Below are 18,378 nucleotides of genomic sequence, written 5' to 3'. Positions count from 1 at the left end.
CGTTTGACCCCGAAGAGGACCACCGTTTGACGTTCACGGTTGCTGCCGACGCCAATGGTATCCTGCCCGACCGCATGATCGCGGCGATGGCGGAAGAGGGGCTCATCCTGCCCGCCTACGACTTCGTCGAAAGCCAGATCCAGCCGGCGAGCCTCGATCTTCGGCTTGGCGACATCGCCTATCGCGTGCGCGCAAGCTTCCTGCCCGGACCCGGCGCCACCGTCGCCGAGCGCATCGACGAGCTGAAGCTGCACGAGTTCAGCCTCGCCGACGGCGCGGTGCTGGAGACCAACTGCGTCTACATCGTGCCGCTTCTGGAAAGCCTCGCGCTGCCGCCGGAGATCGTCGCTGCGGCGAATCCGAAAAGCTCGACCGGCCGCCTCGACGTCTTCACCCGGGTGATCGCGGATGGCACTCGTCGCTTCGACATGATCGGCGCCGGCTATCACGGCCCGCTCTATGCCGAGATCAGCCCGAAGACGTTTCCGGTGCTGGTGCGCGAAGGCTCGCGCCTGTCGCAGGTCCGCTTCCGCACCGGCGATGCCATCCTCAATGCCGACGAGCTCGACGCGCTCCATGCGGCCGAGCGCCTCGTCGATGTCGACGAGGCCGATCTCTCCGGCGGTGTCGCCGTCTCGGTCGATCTGTCCGGGGAGAAGGGCGGCGGCTTCGTCGGCTACCGCGCCAAGCGCCACACCGGCGTCGTCGATGTCGACCGCCGCTCGGGCTACGCGGTCGAGGATTTCTGGGAGCCGATCTCGGCGCGACCCGACGGCAGCCTGATCCTCGATCCCGGCGAGTTCTATATCCTCGCTTCCAAGGAAGCGGTGCAGGTGCCGCCCGACTTTGCCGCGGAGATGGTGCCGTTCGATCCGCTGGTCGGCGAGTTCCGCGTGCACTATGCCGGCTTCTTCGATCCAGGCTTCGGCTATGCCGGCGCCGGCGGGCAGGGCGCCCGTGCGGTGCTGGAGGTGCGTTCGCGCGAAGTGCCCTTCATCCTCGAGCATGGCCAGATCGTCGGCCGCCTCGTCTACGAGAAGATGCTGGCGCGTCCCGACGCGATGTACGGCCAGCGCATTGGCTCGAACTACCAGGCGCAGGGCCTGAAGCTGAGCAAGCATTTCCGGGTGTAGCCGCATACCGTAGCCCGGATGGAGCGCAGCGAAATCCGGGACCCCTCGTCATCAGAAGGTCCCGGATTGCGCTGCGCTTCATCCGGGCTACATTTCGTGCGAGGTGACGAGATGACTGATCAATCCCAACTCGACGCGCAGATCATCGAAGACGTCGCGGATGCGCTGATCTACTCGGATCGCTCCGGCACGATCGTGCGCTGGAATCGCGCATCGAGCGCGCTGTTCGGCTTCTCCGCGGACGAAGCGCTTGGCCAAAATCTCGATCTGATCGTTCCCGAACATTTGCGCGCCGCGCATTGGAAAGGCTTCGAGACCGCGATTGCGAGTGGCACCATGAAGCTTGCGGGTCGACCGACGCTGACCCGCGCGTTGCACAAGAGCGGGCGCAGGCTCTACATCGAGATGACCTTCGCGCTGGTGCGCGATGCCGGTGGGATCGTGCAGGGATCGGTCGCGATGGCGCGTGATGTCACCGAACGGGTCGAGCGCGAGCGTGCCGCCACGGCGACGCAAAATTCGTGATACGGAATTGGTGAGCCTCTGTGCAGAGCGGCCTGCATGAGCGTCAGGTTGCCTGTCACCGGGTGCAGTGACACACTCGATCAAAACAACGATCGGGAGTGAACATGGCCGTCACTTTGGACTCCGCGCAGGAGGCTCAGTGGAAACGCTGGCGCGCCGTCGCCGATCTCTACCATGCCTATTTCACTGGGCTGATCCTCACGGTGGTGACGCGGCGCGGCACGGCGGATGCCGCCGAATTCGTCTTCCGCGTGTTCCGCCGCCAACAGCAGGAGCGCTTCCTGCCGGGATTGAAGAAGCTCGGCATCAGTCACCTGCCGCCGGCGGTGGCGGCCGCGCAATATCACTATCTCTCCAACTGGATCGGCGGCGTGCATGTCGAATACATGTACGAGAGCGACGCCAAGGCCTGGATCCGCTATCCGCCGCCGCGCTGGATCTGGAAGGGCACGGCGATCTGCGGCGTGCCGGGCGAGGTGTCGCGTGCGATGCTGCGCGGCTGGCACGCCAATAACGGCGTCGCGCTCGGCGATCTCCGCCTCGGCTTCGTCTGCACCAAGCAGAGCGTCGACGGTCAGGACGGGTTAGAGGGCTACTACTACCAATACGATCATCCGCTCGAGCTCGATCAGCGCCTCGTATTCGCGCGGCATCTGGAAGCGCCGCTGTTCGATGCGAAGACCGCGCCGGCGCTGCCCGTCGCGAGCTGGCCGAAGCCGCGACTGGAAAAGGCCTATCGCAACTACGCCATGGAATATGTGCGCACCGCGGCGCCCGTGATGGTGCAATTGTTCGGGCCGGAGGATGCGTGCTATCTGCTGCACCTCACCGGCAAGCTGATCGGCATGCAGTCCTTTGACGAGGTCGCCTCCGCGCTGTCGGCGGGCCGCGGTGGTGCGGGCGAGTTCGCATCGTTCCTGCAGGCGCTGTTCACCGCGCAGGACGACGCCGCCGAGATGACGAGCTCCGAAGGCACATTCGAAATCCGTCAGCAGAGCTGGAAGCTGATGGACGATGTCGCCGATTATCATCCCGTGTGCGCCAAGGTGCTGGAGGGCTTGTTCGAGGGGCTGGCCGCCGGCTGCGGCCGCCATATCGGCGTGCACATGCGCGCGCCAGCGGGCGGCCGTCCGCCGCTGATGTGGACGATCGAGTAATTCCACCCGCTGAAATGCGCTGCCGCAGGGCACGCCTGCGTCCGGCGCAGGAGGAATCGGTGCCGGCCGTGCTAACAAGTGCCTACCGCGCCTTTGACGCGAAGATATTCATTGGCACAGCTAGTCATTGCCGCGCCCTGGTTCGCGTTCGGGCCCCGGAGAGGAAATGTCCGACATCGCCGAAATCCCGGTCGATGAACAAGAGCGTCCGCTGCCGCCGCCTTCGCGGCCGGTGAGGAGCGCACTGACCGACGGACCGATTCTGCGCACGCTGCTCAGCCTCGCCTGGCCGAACGTGGTCGCGCTGTCGGCCGGCACTTGCGTGGTGATCGCGGAGACCTCCTATATCGGCCGGCTCGGCGTCGAGGCACTCGCTGCGATGGCGCTGGTGTTTCCGACAGTCATCCTGACCATGACGATGTCGGGCGGCGCCATGGGCGGCGCGGTGGCCTCCGCCATCGCGCGCGCACTCGGCGCCGGCGATCGCGAGCGCGCCGGCACGCTCGCCGCGCATGCGCTGCTGATCGGCGTCAGCTTCGGTCTCGTCTTCATGCTGGGCATGCTGATCTTAGGGCCGCGCCTCCTCGAATTGCTCGGCGGCCGCGGCGCGGTGCTCACGCATGCGATCGCTTACACGCAGGTGTTCTTCGGCGGCGCCGTGCTGCCCTGGCTGCTCAACACCATGGCGGGCGTGCTGCGCGGCACCGGCAACATGAAGCTGCCCTCGCTGCTGATCCTCAACTCCGCGGTCTGGCAGGTCGTGCTCGGCGGCACGCTGGGCCTCGGGCTCGGGCCGGTGCCGCAGCTCGGCATGCGCGGCGTCGCGGCCGGCGCGCTGATCGCCTATACGATGAACATCGGCGTGATGGGCTGGTACCTGTTCTCCGGCCGCGCCCGTGTCGTGCCGAAGCTGCGCGGCTTGCGCGTGCAATGGGCGATGTTCTTCGACATCCTGAAGGTCGGCGCCATCGCCTGTTTCTCGCCGCTGCAATCGGTGCTGACGATCGCTATCTTCACCCACATGCTGGCGAAGTTCGGCACCGCGATCCTCGCCGGCTATGGCATCGGCGCGCGGCTCGAATTCCTGCTGACCTCGATCGGGTTCTCGTTCGGGATCGCCTCGGTGCCGATGATCGGCATGGCGGTCGGTGCCGGCCGCATCGCGCGCGCCCGGCGCATCGCCTGGATCGCGGGAGCGTCGGCCTTCGTTGCCGTCGGCGCGCCGGCATGCCTCGTGGCGCTCTTCCCCGATCTCTGGGTCAACATCTTCACCGACAGCGCGGCCGTGCGTGCGACCAGCCACCAATATCTGTCGACGGTGGCGCCGTTCTACGCCTTCATCGGCCTTGCCTCGACGATGTATTTCTCGTCGCAGGGCGCGGCCAAGGTGATCGGCCCGGTGCTGGCGCAGACCGCGCGGCTCGTCTACATCGCGAGCTGCGGCTGGTGGCTGTCGACGCATGATGCCACCGCGCAAGGCTTCTTCTGGCTGGCCGCGAGCTCGATGGTCGTGCTTGGCCTGCTCTCCTGCTCCAGCGTGGTGCTGACGCGCTGGGGGCCGCGCGAGGGCAAGTCCGCGATCAGGCCGGCTCTTTCGGCCGCAGCGGACTAGGACGCGCTCGCCAGCATTTTTGTTTCTTAATGTTTCCCGTCGCTCATTGGCAATATCGAGTAATCGGAGCGGCTCCTTGCCGAAGGCTCCGCGCTAGCCCTTGGGGGCAACGTCACCTCGAGTCCACCAAAAGCACGGAAAGCCACCATGACCTCGATTTCGGCGCTCTCCTCCCACCACCATCATCACTCATCGCCGCTGCAACGATTGCAAGATGAACTGCAAGCGGAAGTGAGCTCCGGCGCGATCAATTCGTCCGATCAGTCGGCGCTGACGTCAGCGCTCAGCGACATTGACTCCTCGTTGCAATCAAGCAGTGCGACCGATCAGTCCAGCGGTAGCAAATCATCGCCTGAGGCCTTCAAGTCGAGGATCGATGATCTCATCCAGCAGGAAGTTTCGGCCGGCAAGCTGACCGACCAGCAGGCAACCGATCTGCAAGGTATCTTCAAGGCCGCGTTGTCAAATGGACCGGATGGAGCCGGCGGACCGGGTGGAGCAGGTGGGCCGCCGCCAGCCGGCGGGCCTGCTCCCGCCAACGGCACGGCGAGTTCATCCAGCGGCAGTTCGGTGGTGGACCTGCTTCAACAATTTCTCGATTCGCTGAAAAGCCTGCTCACGGATCCGACCTCTTCCAGCACGACAGGGGCAAGCGACACGTCGAATGCAAACGGATCTTCTGCGGCCAACGGCACGGATGGTTCGTCGAGCAGCAACTCGGCGCCGGACTTGCTTGAACAATTTCTTCAGTCGCTAAAGAACTCGCTCGCGGATTCGACCTACAGCGCGACGCGACCAGGCGACCCGGCGAAGGCAAGCGATCCGTCGCTTTCCGGCGTCCTGATCGACGATCGGATCTGATATCGGCGGCCGCATCTACGCTTGGCGCGGCGGCTGTACGTCGCCGCGATTCAGCGATGCCTGTGGCGGCGATGGCCGCCACCGCCGCCGACATTGGCGAGGCGCATCAGTTGCGGAATCATTGCCATCATGTCGCCGCCGCCGGCGCCGCCCAGCATGCCCATGATGTCGCCGCCGCCAAATCCCATGCCGGTCGGCATGGTGCCGCCCATCGGCGCGTAGCCGCCATAGTTGGGCGCACCGAAACCGCCGCCGAAATTCGCGCCGCCAAGGCCGCCGGGCATGCCACTGAGCCCGCCGCCGTTCTCCATCATGCGGCTCATCATCGGGCCCATGGTCCGCATCAGCATGGCGAAGCGGCGCTTGCCCATCTTCGCCTTCATCATCTCCAGCATCGGCGCCATCTGGGTCATCATGTCCTCGCCTCCGGCGCTTCCACTGGAGCCTGCGAACTGCGCCTTCGCTGGCGAGCTCGCGATCGATAGCAACAGCAGCACGGCAGCCGCCTGGCAGATCACCTTGTCCGCACCTCTCATGGCATGCTCCTCGCGTGCGCAGCTCCGCCGGAAGAGCAGAGCCAACCGGACGCACGCGAGAATGGTTACGGGCGAGCAGGGGTGAACTCTGTGAGAAAAATCACAGAGCCGCCGCTAGGCCGCAGGCGGAAACGCCTTGTGCATGGCGATCACCGCCTCCTTGGTCTGCCCCTGCACGTAAGCCGCAAGCTCGTTCGGCAGCATGTCGATGATCCAGACGAGACGGCTCTTGGCTTCGCCCTCGGCGATCACCTGCACCGAGGCGCTGTAATGCTCCAGCCGCTCGTTGTTGATCGCATAGACCAGGCGCTGCCGGGCATCGTCGCAATCGACGAGCACCTCGCGCGCCACCGAGCCGTTGGCGAAGGTGACGACGCGCACCTCGCCGTCGAGCGTGCAGGCGGTCACGAAGCCCGGCACCAGCCGCTCATGCAGTGCGCCGAAATCGCGCACCGCGTCCCAGACATCGCGCGCGGAGGCGTTGAGGGGAATGTCGTTGTGGATGGAGGCCAAGGGGGGTGTCCTTGAATTTGCGGTAGAGAGTAGGGTGGGCAACGGCGCAAAACGCCGTGCCCACCATTCATCGACGTTGTCGCGCGCAATTGGTGGGCACGCTTCGCTTTGCCCACCCTACCGGTCCGTCACGTACAAACCGCCTCGACATTGTTGCCGTCGGGATCGATCAGGAACGCGGCGTAGTAGGTCGGGCTGTAATCCCTGCGCGGCCCGGCGCCGCCATTGTCGCGGCCGCCGCTCTTCAGGCCCTCGCTGTGGAAGGTCTTGACGGCGTCGTGGTCCTTGGCGCGGAAGGCGATGTGGGCGCCGTCGGCTTTGCGTCCCTTGTTCAGATGCAGCCAGAGCGCGGGCTCACCCTTCGGCCCGAAGCCCGCATAGCCGTCGCCGTTCGAGCACAGGACGTAGCCGAGCGGGGCCAGCACCGCGGTGTAGAAGCGCATGCTGGCGTCGAGATCGGCAACGCGCAATCCGATATGATCGTACATGATCGTCTCCATTGCAAAGCGCGCCGCGAATGGCGCGCGCCGGAGACAAACCTATTCAGTTGAGGGCAAGCTGCTCTTGGAAAATCTTGCGGTCGCCGCGCGAGGCCTGGCGGAACTTCGTCGGCGACACGCCGGCGGCGCGGTGGAAGGTGCGGACGAAGTTGGAGAGATCGCCGAAGCCGACGTCATAGGCGATATCGGTGACCGCGATCTCGTCATCGGTCAGCAGGCGCGCCGCATGCCGCAGCCGCGAGCGCACCAGGTATTGATGCGGGGTGACGCCGAGCACGGCCGAGAACAGCCGCAGGAAATGGAAGGGACTCAATCCCGCCTGCCGCGCGGCCTGTTCCAGGTCGACCTCGGCATGCGAGTTCTCGTCGATCCACAGCGCGGCTTCGACCGCGCGGCGGCGGTCGCGCGCGGTCGGTGTGGCCTGCTTGCGCGTCTTGCCCGAGACCACATCGACGAAGCGGCCGGCAAAGATCTGGCCGACCTCGTCGAGGCCGATATCGCTGTTGCCATCTGCTGCCGACTGGGCGAGCTCGCCGAGCACCATCAGCTCCGGCAACGGCGGCGTCGCGCCGACCTGCCAGATCTCACGCCGCCCGCCGAGCGCATCGACAAGGTCCTCGCTGAGGAAGAAGGACAGGCAGACGTCGCCGCAGACGTGTTCATGCGTGCAGGTGTATTCGTCGCCGGGGGCGCCGACCAGCACCGAGCCCGCCACCAGCTCGAAGAAGCCGGCGCGGCAATGGCAGCCAAAGCTGCCCGAGCGGACATAGGCGATGGAATGACCGGTGCGGCACTCCGCAAACGGCTTGTCATCCGGTCCCGCATCGCAGCGAAACTCGGAGACGGTCATGGATTGTGTTGTCAGCAGACGGGTCGCTTCCATCCACCTTATCTAGGCATGATCCGGAAAAGTGTGTAGCGGTTTTCCGATAAGATCATGCCCAAAAAAGTGGGCCGAGGCGCGATCAAAATCGCGCTTCAGCTCGCCCGCGGCGGGGCAACGGGCAGCAGCACCTCGAACAGCGTCTTGCTGGCGACGGGGTGGGCGCCCTCCAGCGCGAGCAGCCGCCGCTTGGAGATCACCCCGCCGTAAGGCGAGAGCCGGTCGGTGTAGTTGCCGGCTTCCAGCACCCGATGGCAGGGCACGATGATCATGTAGGGATTTTTCGCGATCGCCTGCGCCACCGAATGCGTGGCGCCGGAGGCCCCGAGTGCCTTGGCGACTTCGAGATAGGTGCGCGTCTCCCCGCGCGGGATGCTGCAGGCGAATTCATAGACGCGCCGGTGGAAGGCGGGCACGCCGCCGGCGTCCAGGCTGACGTCGGAAAAATCGGGGTCGCCGCCTTGCAGCAGCACTGCAATGCCCTCGATCGCCAGCTCGGCGTTGTCGGAGGGCCGCTGCTCGCGCGCCTCGGGATGGACCTGGAAAATCCGGCGGCGGGTGTCGATCTCCCGCGCCTCGGGCAACTGCACGGCGATCACGCCGGTATTGCTCCAGACGATGCCGCAACGGCCTATGGCCGTGTCGAATATCGCGTAAGCACGCCCCACCATGCGCACGCCCCACTCACGCTACGTTTCCCCAACCGTGCGATCATAACACCGCCACAATCCGGCGCACCTGGAATCTTGCCAACAGGTTAAGAAGCGTGAGGCCAAGTGCGCCAAACCGCTTGGCGCGAGCCGCCGTCTCGGCTAATCAGGTGGGGCGTGAAGAGCGCGCACCGCGGGCGTAGTTCAATGGTAGAACGGCAGCTTCCCAAGCTGCATACGAGGGTTCGATTCCCTTCGCCCGCTCCAAAGCTTCGCCGCTCGGCGGCCGAGTATCGATCGAAATCACGGCACGATGGCGAAGGCGCGGGCGGGGAAGCCCATGCCGTCCTTGACCTTCGGCCAGCTCACGACGATCAGGGCGCCCTTGGCGGGGACCTGATCGAGATTTGCCATGACCTCGATCTGATAGTGACCGCTCTTCAGGATATAGGTCTCTGAATCCATCTTGTCGGTGATGTCCGTATCCATGGACTCGTGACCGGTCGCGGTGACGTGGCGCTGCTCGTACAGGAATTTGAGGGTCTCGAGCTTCCAGGCGGGGAACGGGCTGCGCTTGAAGCGCTCGGGATTGCTCTCCCAGTCCTTGGACATGTCGGTCCGCAGCGCGACGAATGAGCCTTCCGGCACACGGCCGTTCTTGCGCTCCCATGCACGTAAGTCGTCCAGCGAGAATGCATGGTTGGGATCCTTGGCGAGATAGGGCGTGTCGTCGAGCACGATGAGTGGGAGGATCATCTGCTTCAGCGGAATCTTGTCCATCGTGGTCCCGTGCTCGTCGAAATGCGCGGGCGGATCGACATGCGTGCCGTATTGTCCGACCATCTCGTAATAGGTGGCTCGAAAGCCGTCATGCGCGATGTCGTAGGGCCGCTTGGTTGTGGGATCGACGGCCGGCGTCATCTTGGCCTGGCCGAATCCGGACCAGACCGGTGTGTCCGTTCCGAAACTGTGGGTGAGATCGACGAAGCGCGCATTCGCGATCGTCTTGTAGACGGTGCTCAGCGATGCCGCCGTCGCGGCCGCGTTCGTCGCACAGAGGAGGCATGCGCCGGCAAGCAGGCGGGTGACGATGGTGCGGAATTTCGGCTGCATGGTCGGCTCCATGATGGCGCTTTGGGAAGGGAAGCTCGATTAGATCGGCGTTCGTTGGCGGTTCGCAAGGAGGATGGTGCCTCACAAGTGGGTCACTTCAGGCTTTCACGACACGGCTGAAGTCAAATGCATTGGAAGCCTCAATGTCGAAGAAGCGCGGAATTTCCTTTCCGCCAGGCCTGCGTCTCATCCTGGAGCCAAAATCACGCGCCACCGAGATTCTAATATATTAGACTACCGGTCCCGGCATTCACCGCGCTTCCCGCCTAAGCTCCTCTCGCCCGGCAGGTGCGGTCCGGTTGCCGGGCGATGTTCGGATGAAGGCCAGGACCAACGAGAATGGACCAGCAAAAGCTCGACAGGGCGATCGGTCGCCGCTTGAAGACTCTCAGGACGCATGCCGGCATGACGCTGAACGAACTCGCCGCGCGCTCTGGCGTGAGCCGCGCGATGATCGGGCGGGTGGAGCGGGCGCAGAGCAGCGCGACCGCTTCGCTGCTGGGAAAGCTTTGCGCCGCGCTCGACGTGTCCTTGAGCGACGTGGTCGCGCTCGCCGAGAAGCCGCCGGAGCGGCTGGTGCGGCTCGCAGACCAGCCGCACTGGCGCGATCCCGAGAGCGGCTATCGCCGGCGCCATGCTTCGCCGACGGATGCGGCGAGCGGTATCGAGATCATCGTCGTCGACCTGCCGGCCGGCGCGCGCGTGCCGTACAGCCCCTGGGGCCGTAATGCCTTCACCCAGCAGCTCCTGATGCTGGAGGGTGCGATCGCCGTGCACATCGACGCCAAGACGGTGCGCTTGCGCGAGGGCGACTGCCTCGACTTCGACGTGATGCGCTCGGTGATTTTCGAGAACGAAACCAGGCAGGACGCGCGCTACATCATCATCGTGCGGCGCGGTACCTCTTACGGGAAGATGTGATGTCGCTGATCGTGCGGGACGCCACGCTCGAGGATGCCGCCGACATCCTCGCCATCTACAATTTCGCCGCGCTCAACACCACGGCGGTCTGGACCGACGGCCCGGCCGATCTTGCCTCGCGGCGCGACTGGATCTCGGCGCGGCAGCAGGTCGGCTATCCCGTGCTGGTCGCGATGAAGGGCAGGGATGTCGTCGGCTTCGCCTCGTTCGGCGATTTCCGTCCCTGGCCCGGCTATCGCCACGCCGTCGAAAATTCCGTCTATGTCGATGAGCAGCACCACAGGAGTGGCATCGGCCGCAGCCTCGTCGCCGCGCTGATCGAGCGCGCCACCGCGCTCGACAAGCACAGCATGATCGCCGGCATCGAGGCCGCCAACGCCGCCTCGATCGCGCTGCATGCCTCGCTCGGCTTTGTTGAGGTCGCGCGGATGCCGGAGGTCGGCTGCAAGTTCGGCCGCTGGCTCGATCTCGTCTTCATGCAGCGGCGGCTTGCGACCGAGGTGAAGCCGTGACGATGCGGATCCGCACCGGCGACACCTACGATCCGCGCGTGATCGCGATGCTCGACCATCACGTCGCGACGGCGCGGGCGCAGACCGCGCCGGGCAGCGCGCACGCGCTCGATCTCTCCGGGCTTCGTGCGCCCGACATCGCGTTCTGGACCGGCTGGGACGGCGAGACGCTCGTTGCCGTGGGCGCGTTGAAGACGCTTTCGGCCGATCATGGCGAGGTGAAGTCGATGCACACGCTGCAAGTGGCGCGACGGCGCGGGTTTGCGGGCCAGATGCTCGGCCACCTCATCGCCGAGGCCCGCGCGCGCGGCCTCAAGCGGCTCAGCCTCGAGACCGGCTCGTGGGACTATTTCAAGCCCGCGCATGCGCTCTACCGTGCGCACGGCTTCGTGCCCTGCGGCCCGTTCGATGGCTATGTCGAGGACCCCAACAGCGTGTTCCTGACGCTTGACCTGACCGGCCGCTAGGGCCTCGCCGGGCGACGTGCGACGCACAACCGGCACTCGAAAGCATCGGCCGGCCCCTCAAAATGAGTTGCGTACCTCAAAATGCCTCTGCTAGCCTTCAGCCATGGACCAGGACACGGACACAGCGACTGACACGGTCGCCACCCCCGCGCTGACGCTGAAGGACATCGCCCGCCAGGCGGGTGTCAGCCTCGCCACGGTCGATCGCGTCCTGCACAACCGTCCGGGCGTGCGGCCGGACACGGTCCGGCGCGTCAAGGAGGCGATCGCGCGCAATGCGTTCCAACCCCATGTGGGTGCCGCGGAGCTTGCGCGCGCGCGGGCCCGCCGCTTTGCCTTCGTGATGCCGACAGGGCCGAACCTGTTCATGCAGCAGATTCAGGCCTATCTCGATGAGATGTCGGCCTGGCTCTCGGCCCGTCGCCTCAGCGTCGAGGTGGTTGCGACCGACGTGTTCGATCCGTCCGTGCTCGCCGCCTCACTGGAGGCGCTGTCGGGCGATTATGACGGCGTCGCGGTGGTGGCGCTGGACCATCCGAGCGTCCGCGCCGCGATCGACGATCTCGTCGAGGCCGGCACCAAGGTGGTGACGCTCGTCTCGGACGTGCCGTCCTCGCGCCGCCACCATTATGTCGGCATCGACAACATCGCCGCCGGCCGCACCGCCGGCGCGCTGGTCGGGCGGCTCGCCGACCAAAAGTCCGGTAAAGTGGCGATCGTCGCGGGCTCGCAGGGCCTGCGCGACCATGCCGAGCGCATCTTCGGCTTCAACCAGGTGATGGCCTCGGAATTCCCCAGGCTTGACGTGCTGCCGGTGCTGGAAGGACGCGACGACGACGATCTCTCGGAACAGGCTTTGGCGCGGCTGTTCGGCCGGCATGCTGACATTGTCGGTCTTTACAATGTCGGTGCCGGCACGCCAGGCGTCGCCAAGGCGTTGAGCAATGCCGGCCGCGAGAAGCAGGTGGTGTTCGTCGGCCACGACGTCACGGTGCTGACGCGCCGGCTGCTGCTGCAGGGTGTGATGGATGCCGCGATTTCGCAGAATCCGGGACATGAGGCGCGCGCCGCCGTGCGCGTGCTGCTCGCCCTCGCCCGTGGTGAGCCGATTCTGCGTGAACAGGAAAAGATCAGGATCGACATCGTGATGCGGGACAATCTGCCGTAGGCCAAAAGGTCGAACGAAGGGCCAACGGCAGGTCGAGATTCGAGAAGGCCTGTTGCGGAAGAGGCGACGTAAGTTCGCAGGCCGCGACGGAGTTGAAAGGGAGGATGGCGTGTATCTCGGAATGGACATCGGCACGTCCGGTGTGAAGGCGGTGCTCGTGAACCCGGCCGGCGCGATCGTCGCGACGGCGGCGCGCGAGCTTTCGCTGTCGCATCCCGCGCCGCTGTGGTCCGAGCAGGATCCGGACGCCTGGGTCGATGCCGCGATTGGCGCCGTCGACGATCTCGCAGCTCGCCATCCGCGCGAGGTTTCACAAGTGCGCGGCATCGGCCTGTCCGGCCAGATGCATGGCGCGACGCTGCTCGGCGCGGACGGACGGCCGCTGCGCCCGGCCATCCTCTGGAACGACGGCCGCTCGCATGCCGAATGCGTCGAGCTCGAGCGGCGCTGTCCGTCGCTGCACGCCATCGCCGGCAATCTGGCGATGCCAGGCTTCACCGCGCCAAAGCTGCTTTGGGTCGCGCGAAACGAGCCCGATATTTTCGCGCGCGTCGCAAAGGTGCTGCTGCCGAAGGCCTATGTGCGCTATCGCCTCACGGGCGAGATGATCGAGGACATGTCGGACGCCGCGGGCACGCTCTGGCTCGATGTCGGCCAGCGCCGCTGGTCAGCCGAGCTGCTGCGGGCCACCGGCCTCGATCTCGATCACATGCCGCGCCTCGTCGAAGGCAGCGAGGCGAGTGCGATGCTCGCGCCGGAATTGGCGCAGCGCTGGGGCATGGCAGGGAATGTCGTGGTTGCCGGCGGGGCCGGTGATTGCGCGGCAAGCGCCATCGGACTCGGCGCGATCGCCCCCGGCGACGCCTTCCTGTCGCTCGGTACCTCCGGCGTCGTGTTCCGCGTCACCGACCGGTTCGCGCCGGCGCCGGCCTCGGCGGTCCACGCCTTCTGCCACGCGCTGCCTGGTGTATGGCACCAGATGGGCGTGATGTTGTCGGCGGCGGCCTCGCTCGCCTGGCTCTCCGGCGTGATGGAGACGCCGGCCGCCGCGTTGCTCGCGCCCCTCGGCGAGCGCGTCGACGGGCCGAGCCCCATAAAATTCCTGCCCTATCTCGACGGTGAGCGCACACCGCACAATGACGCTGCCGCCAGCGGTGCCTTCGTCGGCTTGCGCGGCGCGACCGGACGCTCCCAGATCGTTCAGGCCGTGCTCGAAGGCGTCGCCTTCGCCGCGCGCGACAATCTGGCGGCGCTGAGCGGCGCGAGCGCGCCGATTGCGGAGGTCGATCTCGTCGGCGGCGGCTCGCGCTCGCCGCTCTGGGCACAGATCTGCGCCGACGTACTCGGCATTCCCGTCCACCGCGTCGAGGAAGGCGAGGTGGGGGCGGCGCTCGGCGCCGCGCGGCTCGGCCGGCTCGCCGCCACCGGCGAGGACCCCGCAGAGGTCTGCACGCGTCCGCGGCGGCTTGCGACCCTCGCCCCCCGCGCATCGACGACCAGCGCCTACGACGATGCCTATCGTCGTTGGCGCGATCTTTATCCCGCGTTGAAGGAGCTTTAAGTGAACGCATCAGCCAAATTCTTCGATGCAAGCGCACCCGTCGCCTTTGCCGGCAGGGATGCCGGACAGGCGCCCGCCTTCCGCTGGTACGACAAGGATCGCGTCGTGCATGGCCGCCGGCTCGAGGATCATCTTCGTTTTGCGGTCTGCTACTGGCATTCGTTGTGCTGGCCTGGCGGCGATCCCTTCGGCGGCGAGACGTTCCTGCGCCCCTGGCATCGCGGCACCGATCCGATGGCGCAGGCGCGCGCCAAGGCAGACGTCGCCTTCGAGCTGTTCCGCCTGCTCGACGTGCCCTTCTTCACCTTCCATGACGTCGATGCCGCGCCGGAAGGCGCCTCGCTCGCAGAATCCGTCGCCAACCTCAACGCGATTGCCGATCTGTTCGAAGCGAAGATGGCTTCAGCCAAGGTGCGGCTGCTCTGGGGCACGGCCAACCTGTTCACACATCGCCGCTACATGGCGGGAGCAGCGACCAATCCGGACCCCGATGTCTTCACCTATGCCGCAGGCCAGGTCCGCGCCGCGCTGGAAGTGACGCACCGGCTCGGCGGCCAGAACTATGTGCTGTGGGGCGGGCGCGAGGGCTACGAGACGCTGCTCAACACCGACCTCAAGCGCGAGCTCGATCAGCTCGGCCGCTTCGTGTCGCTAGTCGTCGAGCACAAGCACAAGATCGGCTTCAAGGGCCCGATCCTGATCGAGCCCAAGCCGAAGGAGCCGACCAAGCATCAATATGATTTCGACGTTGCCACCTGTTACGGCTTCCTGCAGCGCTACGATCTGCTGAAGGACGTCAAGCTCAACATCGAGCAAAACCACGCCATCCTCGCCGGCCATTCCTTCCATCACGAGGTCGCCCTGGCCGAGGCGCTCGGCGTCTTCGGCTCGCTCGACATCAACCGCGGCGACGATCTGCTCGGCTGGGACACCGACCAGTTCGCGATGAACGTGCCCGAGCTGGCCCTGGTGTTCCACGAGATACTGAACCGTGGCGGCTTCACCTCGGGCGGGCTCAATTTCGACGCCAAGATCAGGCGCCAGTCGATCGATCCCGACGACCTGATCCATGCCCATGTCGGCTCGATGGATGCCTGCGCGCGCGCGTTCCTCGCCGCCGCCGACATGCTCGATGCCGGCGCGCTCACGGCGCCGCTTGTCGAGCGCTACGACGGATGGGCAAGCAGCGAGGGCCGCGCCATTCTCGGCGGGCAACGTTCGCTGGCCGACCTTGCCGATCGTGCGCTTAAGCCCGGCTTCGACCCGCAGCCGCGCTCGGGACGGCAGGAATATCTGGAATCCCTGGTCAACCGCTACGTCTGAGCGAGGCCGCCTATGGCAAATGCAGCAGCACGGCAGCCGGTCCTCGAACTGACCGGGATCGGCAAGGAGTTCGGCGCGATCCGTGCGCTGCACGGCGTCGACATGCATGTCCACCCGGGTGAGGTAGTCGGCCTGATGGGCGACAACGGCGCCGGCAAGTCGACGCTGGTCAAGATCATCGCCGGCAATTTTCGCCCCAGCCATGGCGAGATCCGCTTCGCCGGCAGCGCGGTCCACTTCAACCGCCCGGTTGATGCCCGAGCCGTCGGCATCGAAGTGGTCTATCAGGACCTCGCGCTCGCCGACAATCTGACGGCGGCCGCCAACGTGTTTCTCGGCCGCGAGCTGAAGCGCAAGTTCGGCCCGCTTGCCTTGCTCGATCACAAGGCGATGGCGGCGCGCGCGCTGGAGCTGTTCGGCGAGCTGCGTTCGGAGACGCGCCCGGACGATCTCGTCAAGCAGATGTCGGGCGGCCAGCGCCAGGCGGTTGCGATCGCGCGGACGCGGCTCTCCAATGCGAAGCTCGTGATGATGGACGAGCCGACGGCCGCGATCTCGGTGCGCCAGGTCGAACAGGTGCTGAGCCTGATCCACCGGCTGAAGGAGCAGGGCGTTGCCGTGATGCTGATCTCCCACCGCATGCCTGATGTGTTCGCGGTGTGCGACCGCGTCGTCGTCATGCGCCGCGGCGAGAAGCGGGCCGACAAGCCGATCCATGAGACCTCCCCTGAGGAAGTCACCGCCCTCATCACCGGCGCGAAGGAGGCGGCGTGATGGCCATGCCCATGGAATCCCCGATCACCTTCACCAATGTCGGCAAGGCCAAATGGTGGCAGCGCGGCATCTTCGCCTCTCAGACCGGCTACGTCCTGCTGGCGCTGGCGGTGCTGCTGGTGATCATGCATTTCGCCAGCCCGTATTTCTTTACCGAAGGCAATATGCAGAACGTGGCGAAGAATTTCTCCTTCATCGCCATTGCCACGCTCGGCGTCACCTTCGTGATCATCACCGGCGGCATCGATCTCTCCGTCGGCTCGATGATGTGCTTCTCGGCCATGATCACCTCGATGGTGATGACCGAGCTGTCGACGCCCGGCTCGCCCGCGGGCTCCCTGTTCGTGCACATGGCGGCCGACGGCAAGACCGTGGTTGCCAATGTGCCGGGGCTGATCCTGCTGGTCTCGCTTCTCGCGGGCCTCGGCGTGGCGCTGATTGCCGGCCTCGTCAACGGCTTCTGTATCGCCGTGCTCGGCTTGTCGCCGTTCGTGACCACGCTCGGCATGCTCTCGATCGTGCGCGGGCTCGGCTATGTCGTCTCCAACGGCCGCGGCAGTTTTCCGGGCGGGCCCGACGCCGATTATTTCTATGCGCTCACCTCGGGAGACGTGCTCGGCGTGCCCGTGCCCTTCATCTATCTCGTCATCCTGGCGCTGGCGATGGCCGTCGTCCTGCACCACACCTCGTTCGGTCGCCACGTCTTCGCACTCGGCGGCAACGAGAAGGCGGCTGAGCTGACCGGCATCCCGGTCGTGCGGGTGAAGATCGAGGTCTATGTGATCTGCGCGCTCGCCGCGGGGCTCCAGGGCATCATCATCTCCGGCTGGCTCGGCTCGGCGCCTGCCAACATGGCGACATCCTACGAGCTCAACGTGATCGCCGCGGCCGTGATCGGCGGCGCCAATCTGGCCGGCGGCATTGGCGGCCCGTTAGGGGCCATTGTCGGCTGCGTCCTGCTCGAGGTGATCCGCAACGGCCTCGTGCTGGCGCAGGTCAGCTCGTACTGGCAGCAGACGCTGGTGGGCGTGATCATCATCCTGGCGGTGCTGGTCGACCGTATCCGCTCGCGGATGAGTTGAAGTGACGTCGTTTCGGGATGGCAACGAAGATACGCCTGTCCGCTTCCCGGACGATCTTGAGAGGATAGGCGCCAGAAAAGGGTGGAGGAGACAATGAGGAAGCTTCTTCTTGCCGGCATTGCCGTCGCGATGATGGCGACACCGGCGTTTGCCGCGAACTACCGCTTCGTGATCGTGCCCAAGGCGATGAACAATCCGTTCTTCGATTTCGCGCGCGACGGCTGCCAGAAGCGCGCCAAGGAGCTTGGCAACATCGAGTGCATCTACAAGGGGCCGGTCGAGCACGAGCCGGCGACGCAGGCGCAGATCATCCAGGACTTCATCACCCAGAAGGTCGACGGCCTCGCGATCTCGGTCGCCGACGTCGCGGCCATGACCAAGTCGATCGAGGCGGCGACCGCGGCCGGCATCCCCGTCATCACCTTCGACGCCGACGCGCCGGGCTCCAAGCGGATCGCCTATATCGGCACCAACAACAAGGAGTTCGGCGTCGCGCTCGGCAAGCAATTGCTGAAGCTCCGGCCCGACGGCGGTAAATATGCCGTGGTCTCCGGCGGCCCCGGCGCGAAGAATCTCGCCGAGCGCGTCGATGGCGTCCGCGAGGCGCTGAAGGGCTCGAAGTGGACCGAGGTCGGTGGCTCGCCGACGTTCTGCAACGATGATCCCGCGCTCGCGGTCCAGCAGATGACGGATCTGCGCACCGCGACGCCCGACCTCGCCGCGATCGTTCCCGTCGGCGGCTGGCCGATGTTCGCGCCCGAAGGCTTCAAGGCCTTCGCCTCCAGGTACAAGAAGGACATCGACGCCGGCAAGTTCACGCTCGTCGTAGCCGATACGCTGAAGATGCAGCTCGAGCTGCTGCGCGACGGCTATGCCAATGCGCTGGTCGGCCAGCGCCCATTCGAGATGGGCGAGAAGGCGATGGACACGCTTCTCGCCATCAAGAAGGGCGAGAAGGTGCCGGAGATCGTCTACACCGGCCTCGATCTCGTGACCAAGGACAACGTCGCACAGATGCTGAAATAGGAGTGTCGCCAGCCCCACACTCCTATGCTCTCTCCCGCTTGCGCATCCCGCAGGCGGGAGA

Annotated in this window: 20 protein-coding genes and 1 tRNA gene; 15 read left to right on the top strand and 6 right to left on the bottom strand. The window is 65.8% G+C overall.

The features are described from left to right. Positions 1-26: 26 nt before the first annotated feature. The 5 genes from K289_RS0101115 (at position 27) to K289_RS0101095 (ending at position 5,288) form a co-directional block, all read left to right on the top strand. The gene (locus K289_RS0101115) at positions 27-1,133 is read left to right on the top strand and encodes a 2'-deoxycytidine 5'-triphosphate deaminase (RefSeq protein ID WP_027549756.1); all 1,107 of its coding nucleotides are present in this window, start codon (positions 27-29) and stop codon (positions 1,131-1,133) included. Between the two features lie 111 nt (positions 1,134-1,244). Next, a complete protein-coding gene (locus K289_RS0101110) occupies positions 1,245-1,658 on the top strand; it encodes a PAS domain S-box protein (RefSeq protein ID WP_027549755.1) in 414 nt (137 codons plus the stop codon). A 104-nt stretch (positions 1,659-1,762) separates the two neighbouring features. Next, positions 1,763-2,815, top strand: a complete 1,053-nt coding sequence (locus tag K289_RS0101105; RefSeq protein ID WP_027549754.1) for a hypothetical protein — start codon at positions 1,763-1,765, stop codon at positions 2,813-2,815. 166 nt (positions 2,816-2,981) lie between these two features. Continuing rightward, positions 2,982-4,427 carry an MATE family efflux transporter gene (locus K289_RS0101100; protein WP_027549753.1) on the top strand — a complete coding sequence of 482 codons (1,446 nt, stop codon included), beginning with the start codon at positions 2,982-2,984 and terminating at the stop codon, positions 4,425-4,427. 147 nt (positions 4,428-4,574) lie between these two features. Continuing rightward, positions 4,575-5,288: a hypothetical protein gene (locus tag K289_RS0101095; RefSeq protein WP_027549752.1), complete on the top strand. Its 714-nt coding sequence runs from the start codon at positions 4,575-4,577 to the stop codon at positions 5,286-5,288. 50 nt (positions 5,289-5,338) lie between these two features. Here K289_RS0101095 and K289_RS0101090 read toward each other — a convergent pair whose 3' ends face one another. From K289_RS0101090 to K289_RS0101070, 5 genes are all read right to left on the bottom strand, one after another. Continuing rightward, positions 5,339-5,824 carry a hypothetical protein gene (locus K289_RS0101090; RefSeq protein ID WP_027549751.1) on the bottom strand — a complete coding sequence of 162 codons (486 nt, stop codon included), beginning with the start codon at positions 5,822-5,824 and terminating at the stop codon, positions 5,339-5,341. Positions 5,825-5,938: 114 nt separating this feature from the next. Further along, a complete protein-coding gene (locus K289_RS0101085) occupies positions 5,939-6,337 on the bottom strand; it encodes an SRPBCC family protein (RefSeq protein ID WP_027549750.1) in 399 nt (132 codons plus the stop codon). A gap of 128 nt (positions 6,338-6,465) precedes the next feature. Further along, a complete protein-coding gene (locus K289_RS0101080) occupies positions 6,466-6,825 on the bottom strand; it encodes a VOC family protein (protein WP_027549749.1) in 360 nt (119 codons plus the stop codon). A 55-nt stretch (positions 6,826-6,880) separates the two neighbouring features. Then, complete coding sequence (locus tag K289_RS0101075; protein ID WP_027549748.1) at positions 6,881-7,720, bottom strand: helix-turn-helix transcriptional regulator; 840 nt, start codon at positions 7,718-7,720, stop codon at positions 6,881-6,883. 95 nt (positions 7,721-7,815) lie between these two features. Further along, complete coding sequence (locus tag K289_RS0101070) at positions 7,816-8,391, bottom strand: methylated-DNA--[protein]-cysteine S-methyltransferase (protein WP_027549747.1); 576 nt, start codon at positions 8,389-8,391, stop codon at positions 7,816-7,818. Between the two features lie 172 nt (positions 8,392-8,563). Between K289_RS0101070 and K289_RS0101065 the strand changes: the two genes are divergently transcribed. After that, positions 8,564-8,637: transfer RNA gene (locus K289_RS0101065), tRNA-Gly, on the top strand. A 36-nt stretch (positions 8,638-8,673) separates the two neighbouring features. Here K289_RS0101065 and K289_RS0101060 read toward each other — a convergent pair. Beyond that, complete coding sequence (locus K289_RS0101060; protein WP_035683650.1) at positions 8,674-9,483, bottom strand: cyclase family protein; 810 nt, start codon at positions 9,481-9,483, stop codon at positions 8,674-8,676. Between the two features lie 339 nt (positions 9,484-9,822). Between K289_RS0101060 and K289_RS0101055 the strand changes: the two genes are divergently transcribed. The 9 genes from K289_RS0101055 (at position 9,823) to K289_RS0101015 (ending at position 18,317) form a co-directional block, all read left to right on the top strand. After that, positions 9,823-10,404 carry a helix-turn-helix domain-containing protein gene (locus tag K289_RS0101055; protein ID WP_027549745.1) on the top strand — a complete coding sequence of 194 codons (582 nt, stop codon included), beginning with the start codon at positions 9,823-9,825 and terminating at the stop codon, positions 10,402-10,404. Further along, positions 10,404-10,916: a GNAT family N-acetyltransferase gene (locus K289_RS0101050; RefSeq protein ID WP_035683556.1), complete on the top strand. Its 513-nt coding sequence runs from the start codon at positions 10,404-10,406 to the stop codon at positions 10,914-10,916. The genes K289_RS0101055 and K289_RS0101050 overlap by 1 nt, the downstream gene beginning before the upstream one ends. A gap of 2 nt (positions 10,917-10,918) precedes the next feature. Then, positions 10,919-11,383: a GNAT family N-acetyltransferase gene (locus K289_RS0101045; RefSeq protein ID WP_027549743.1), complete on the top strand. Its 465-nt coding sequence runs from the start codon at positions 10,919-10,921 to the stop codon at positions 11,381-11,383. A gap of 103 nt (positions 11,384-11,486) precedes the next feature. Continuing rightward, positions 11,487-12,551: a LacI family DNA-binding transcriptional regulator gene (locus K289_RS0101040; protein ID WP_035683553.1), complete on the top strand. Its 1,065-nt coding sequence runs from the start codon at positions 11,487-11,489 to the stop codon at positions 12,549-12,551. A gap of 109 nt (positions 12,552-12,660) precedes the next feature. Beyond that, positions 12,661-14,112 carry a xylulokinase gene (gene xylB, locus K289_RS0101035; RefSeq protein WP_027549741.1) on the top strand — a complete coding sequence of 484 codons (1,452 nt, stop codon included), beginning with the start codon at positions 12,661-12,663 and terminating at the stop codon, positions 14,110-14,112. Further along, positions 14,113-15,435, top strand: coding sequence for a xylose isomerase (xylA, locus tag K289_RS0101030; protein WP_027549740.1), 1,323 nt, complete (start codon positions 14,113-14,115; stop codon positions 15,433-15,435). A 12-nt stretch (positions 15,436-15,447) separates the two neighbouring features. After that, entirely contained in the window at positions 15,448-16,209 is a 762-nt protein-coding gene (locus K289_RS0101025) for an ATP-binding cassette domain-containing protein (protein WP_027549739.1), read from the top strand. Continuing rightward, positions 16,209-17,291 (top strand): ABC transporter permease, encoded by a 1,083-nt coding sequence (locus K289_RS0101020; protein ID WP_027549738.1) that lies wholly within the window; start codon positions 16,209-16,211, stop codon positions 17,289-17,291. The genes K289_RS0101025 and K289_RS0101020 overlap by 1 nt, the downstream gene beginning before the upstream one ends. A gap of 93 nt (positions 17,292-17,384) precedes the next feature. Continuing rightward, entirely contained in the window at positions 17,385-18,317 is a 933-nt protein-coding gene (locus tag K289_RS0101015) for a sugar-binding protein (protein WP_027549737.1), read from the top strand. The last annotated feature ends 61 nt before the right edge of the window (positions 18,318-18,378 follow it).

The sequence above is a fragment of the Bradyrhizobium sp. Cp5.3 genome (assembly GCF_000426265.1).
Classification (GTDB): domain Bacteria; phylum Pseudomonadota; class Alphaproteobacteria; order Rhizobiales; family Xanthobacteraceae; genus Bradyrhizobium; species Bradyrhizobium neotropicale.
This window is presented reverse-complemented; position numbering and strand designations above follow the sequence as displayed.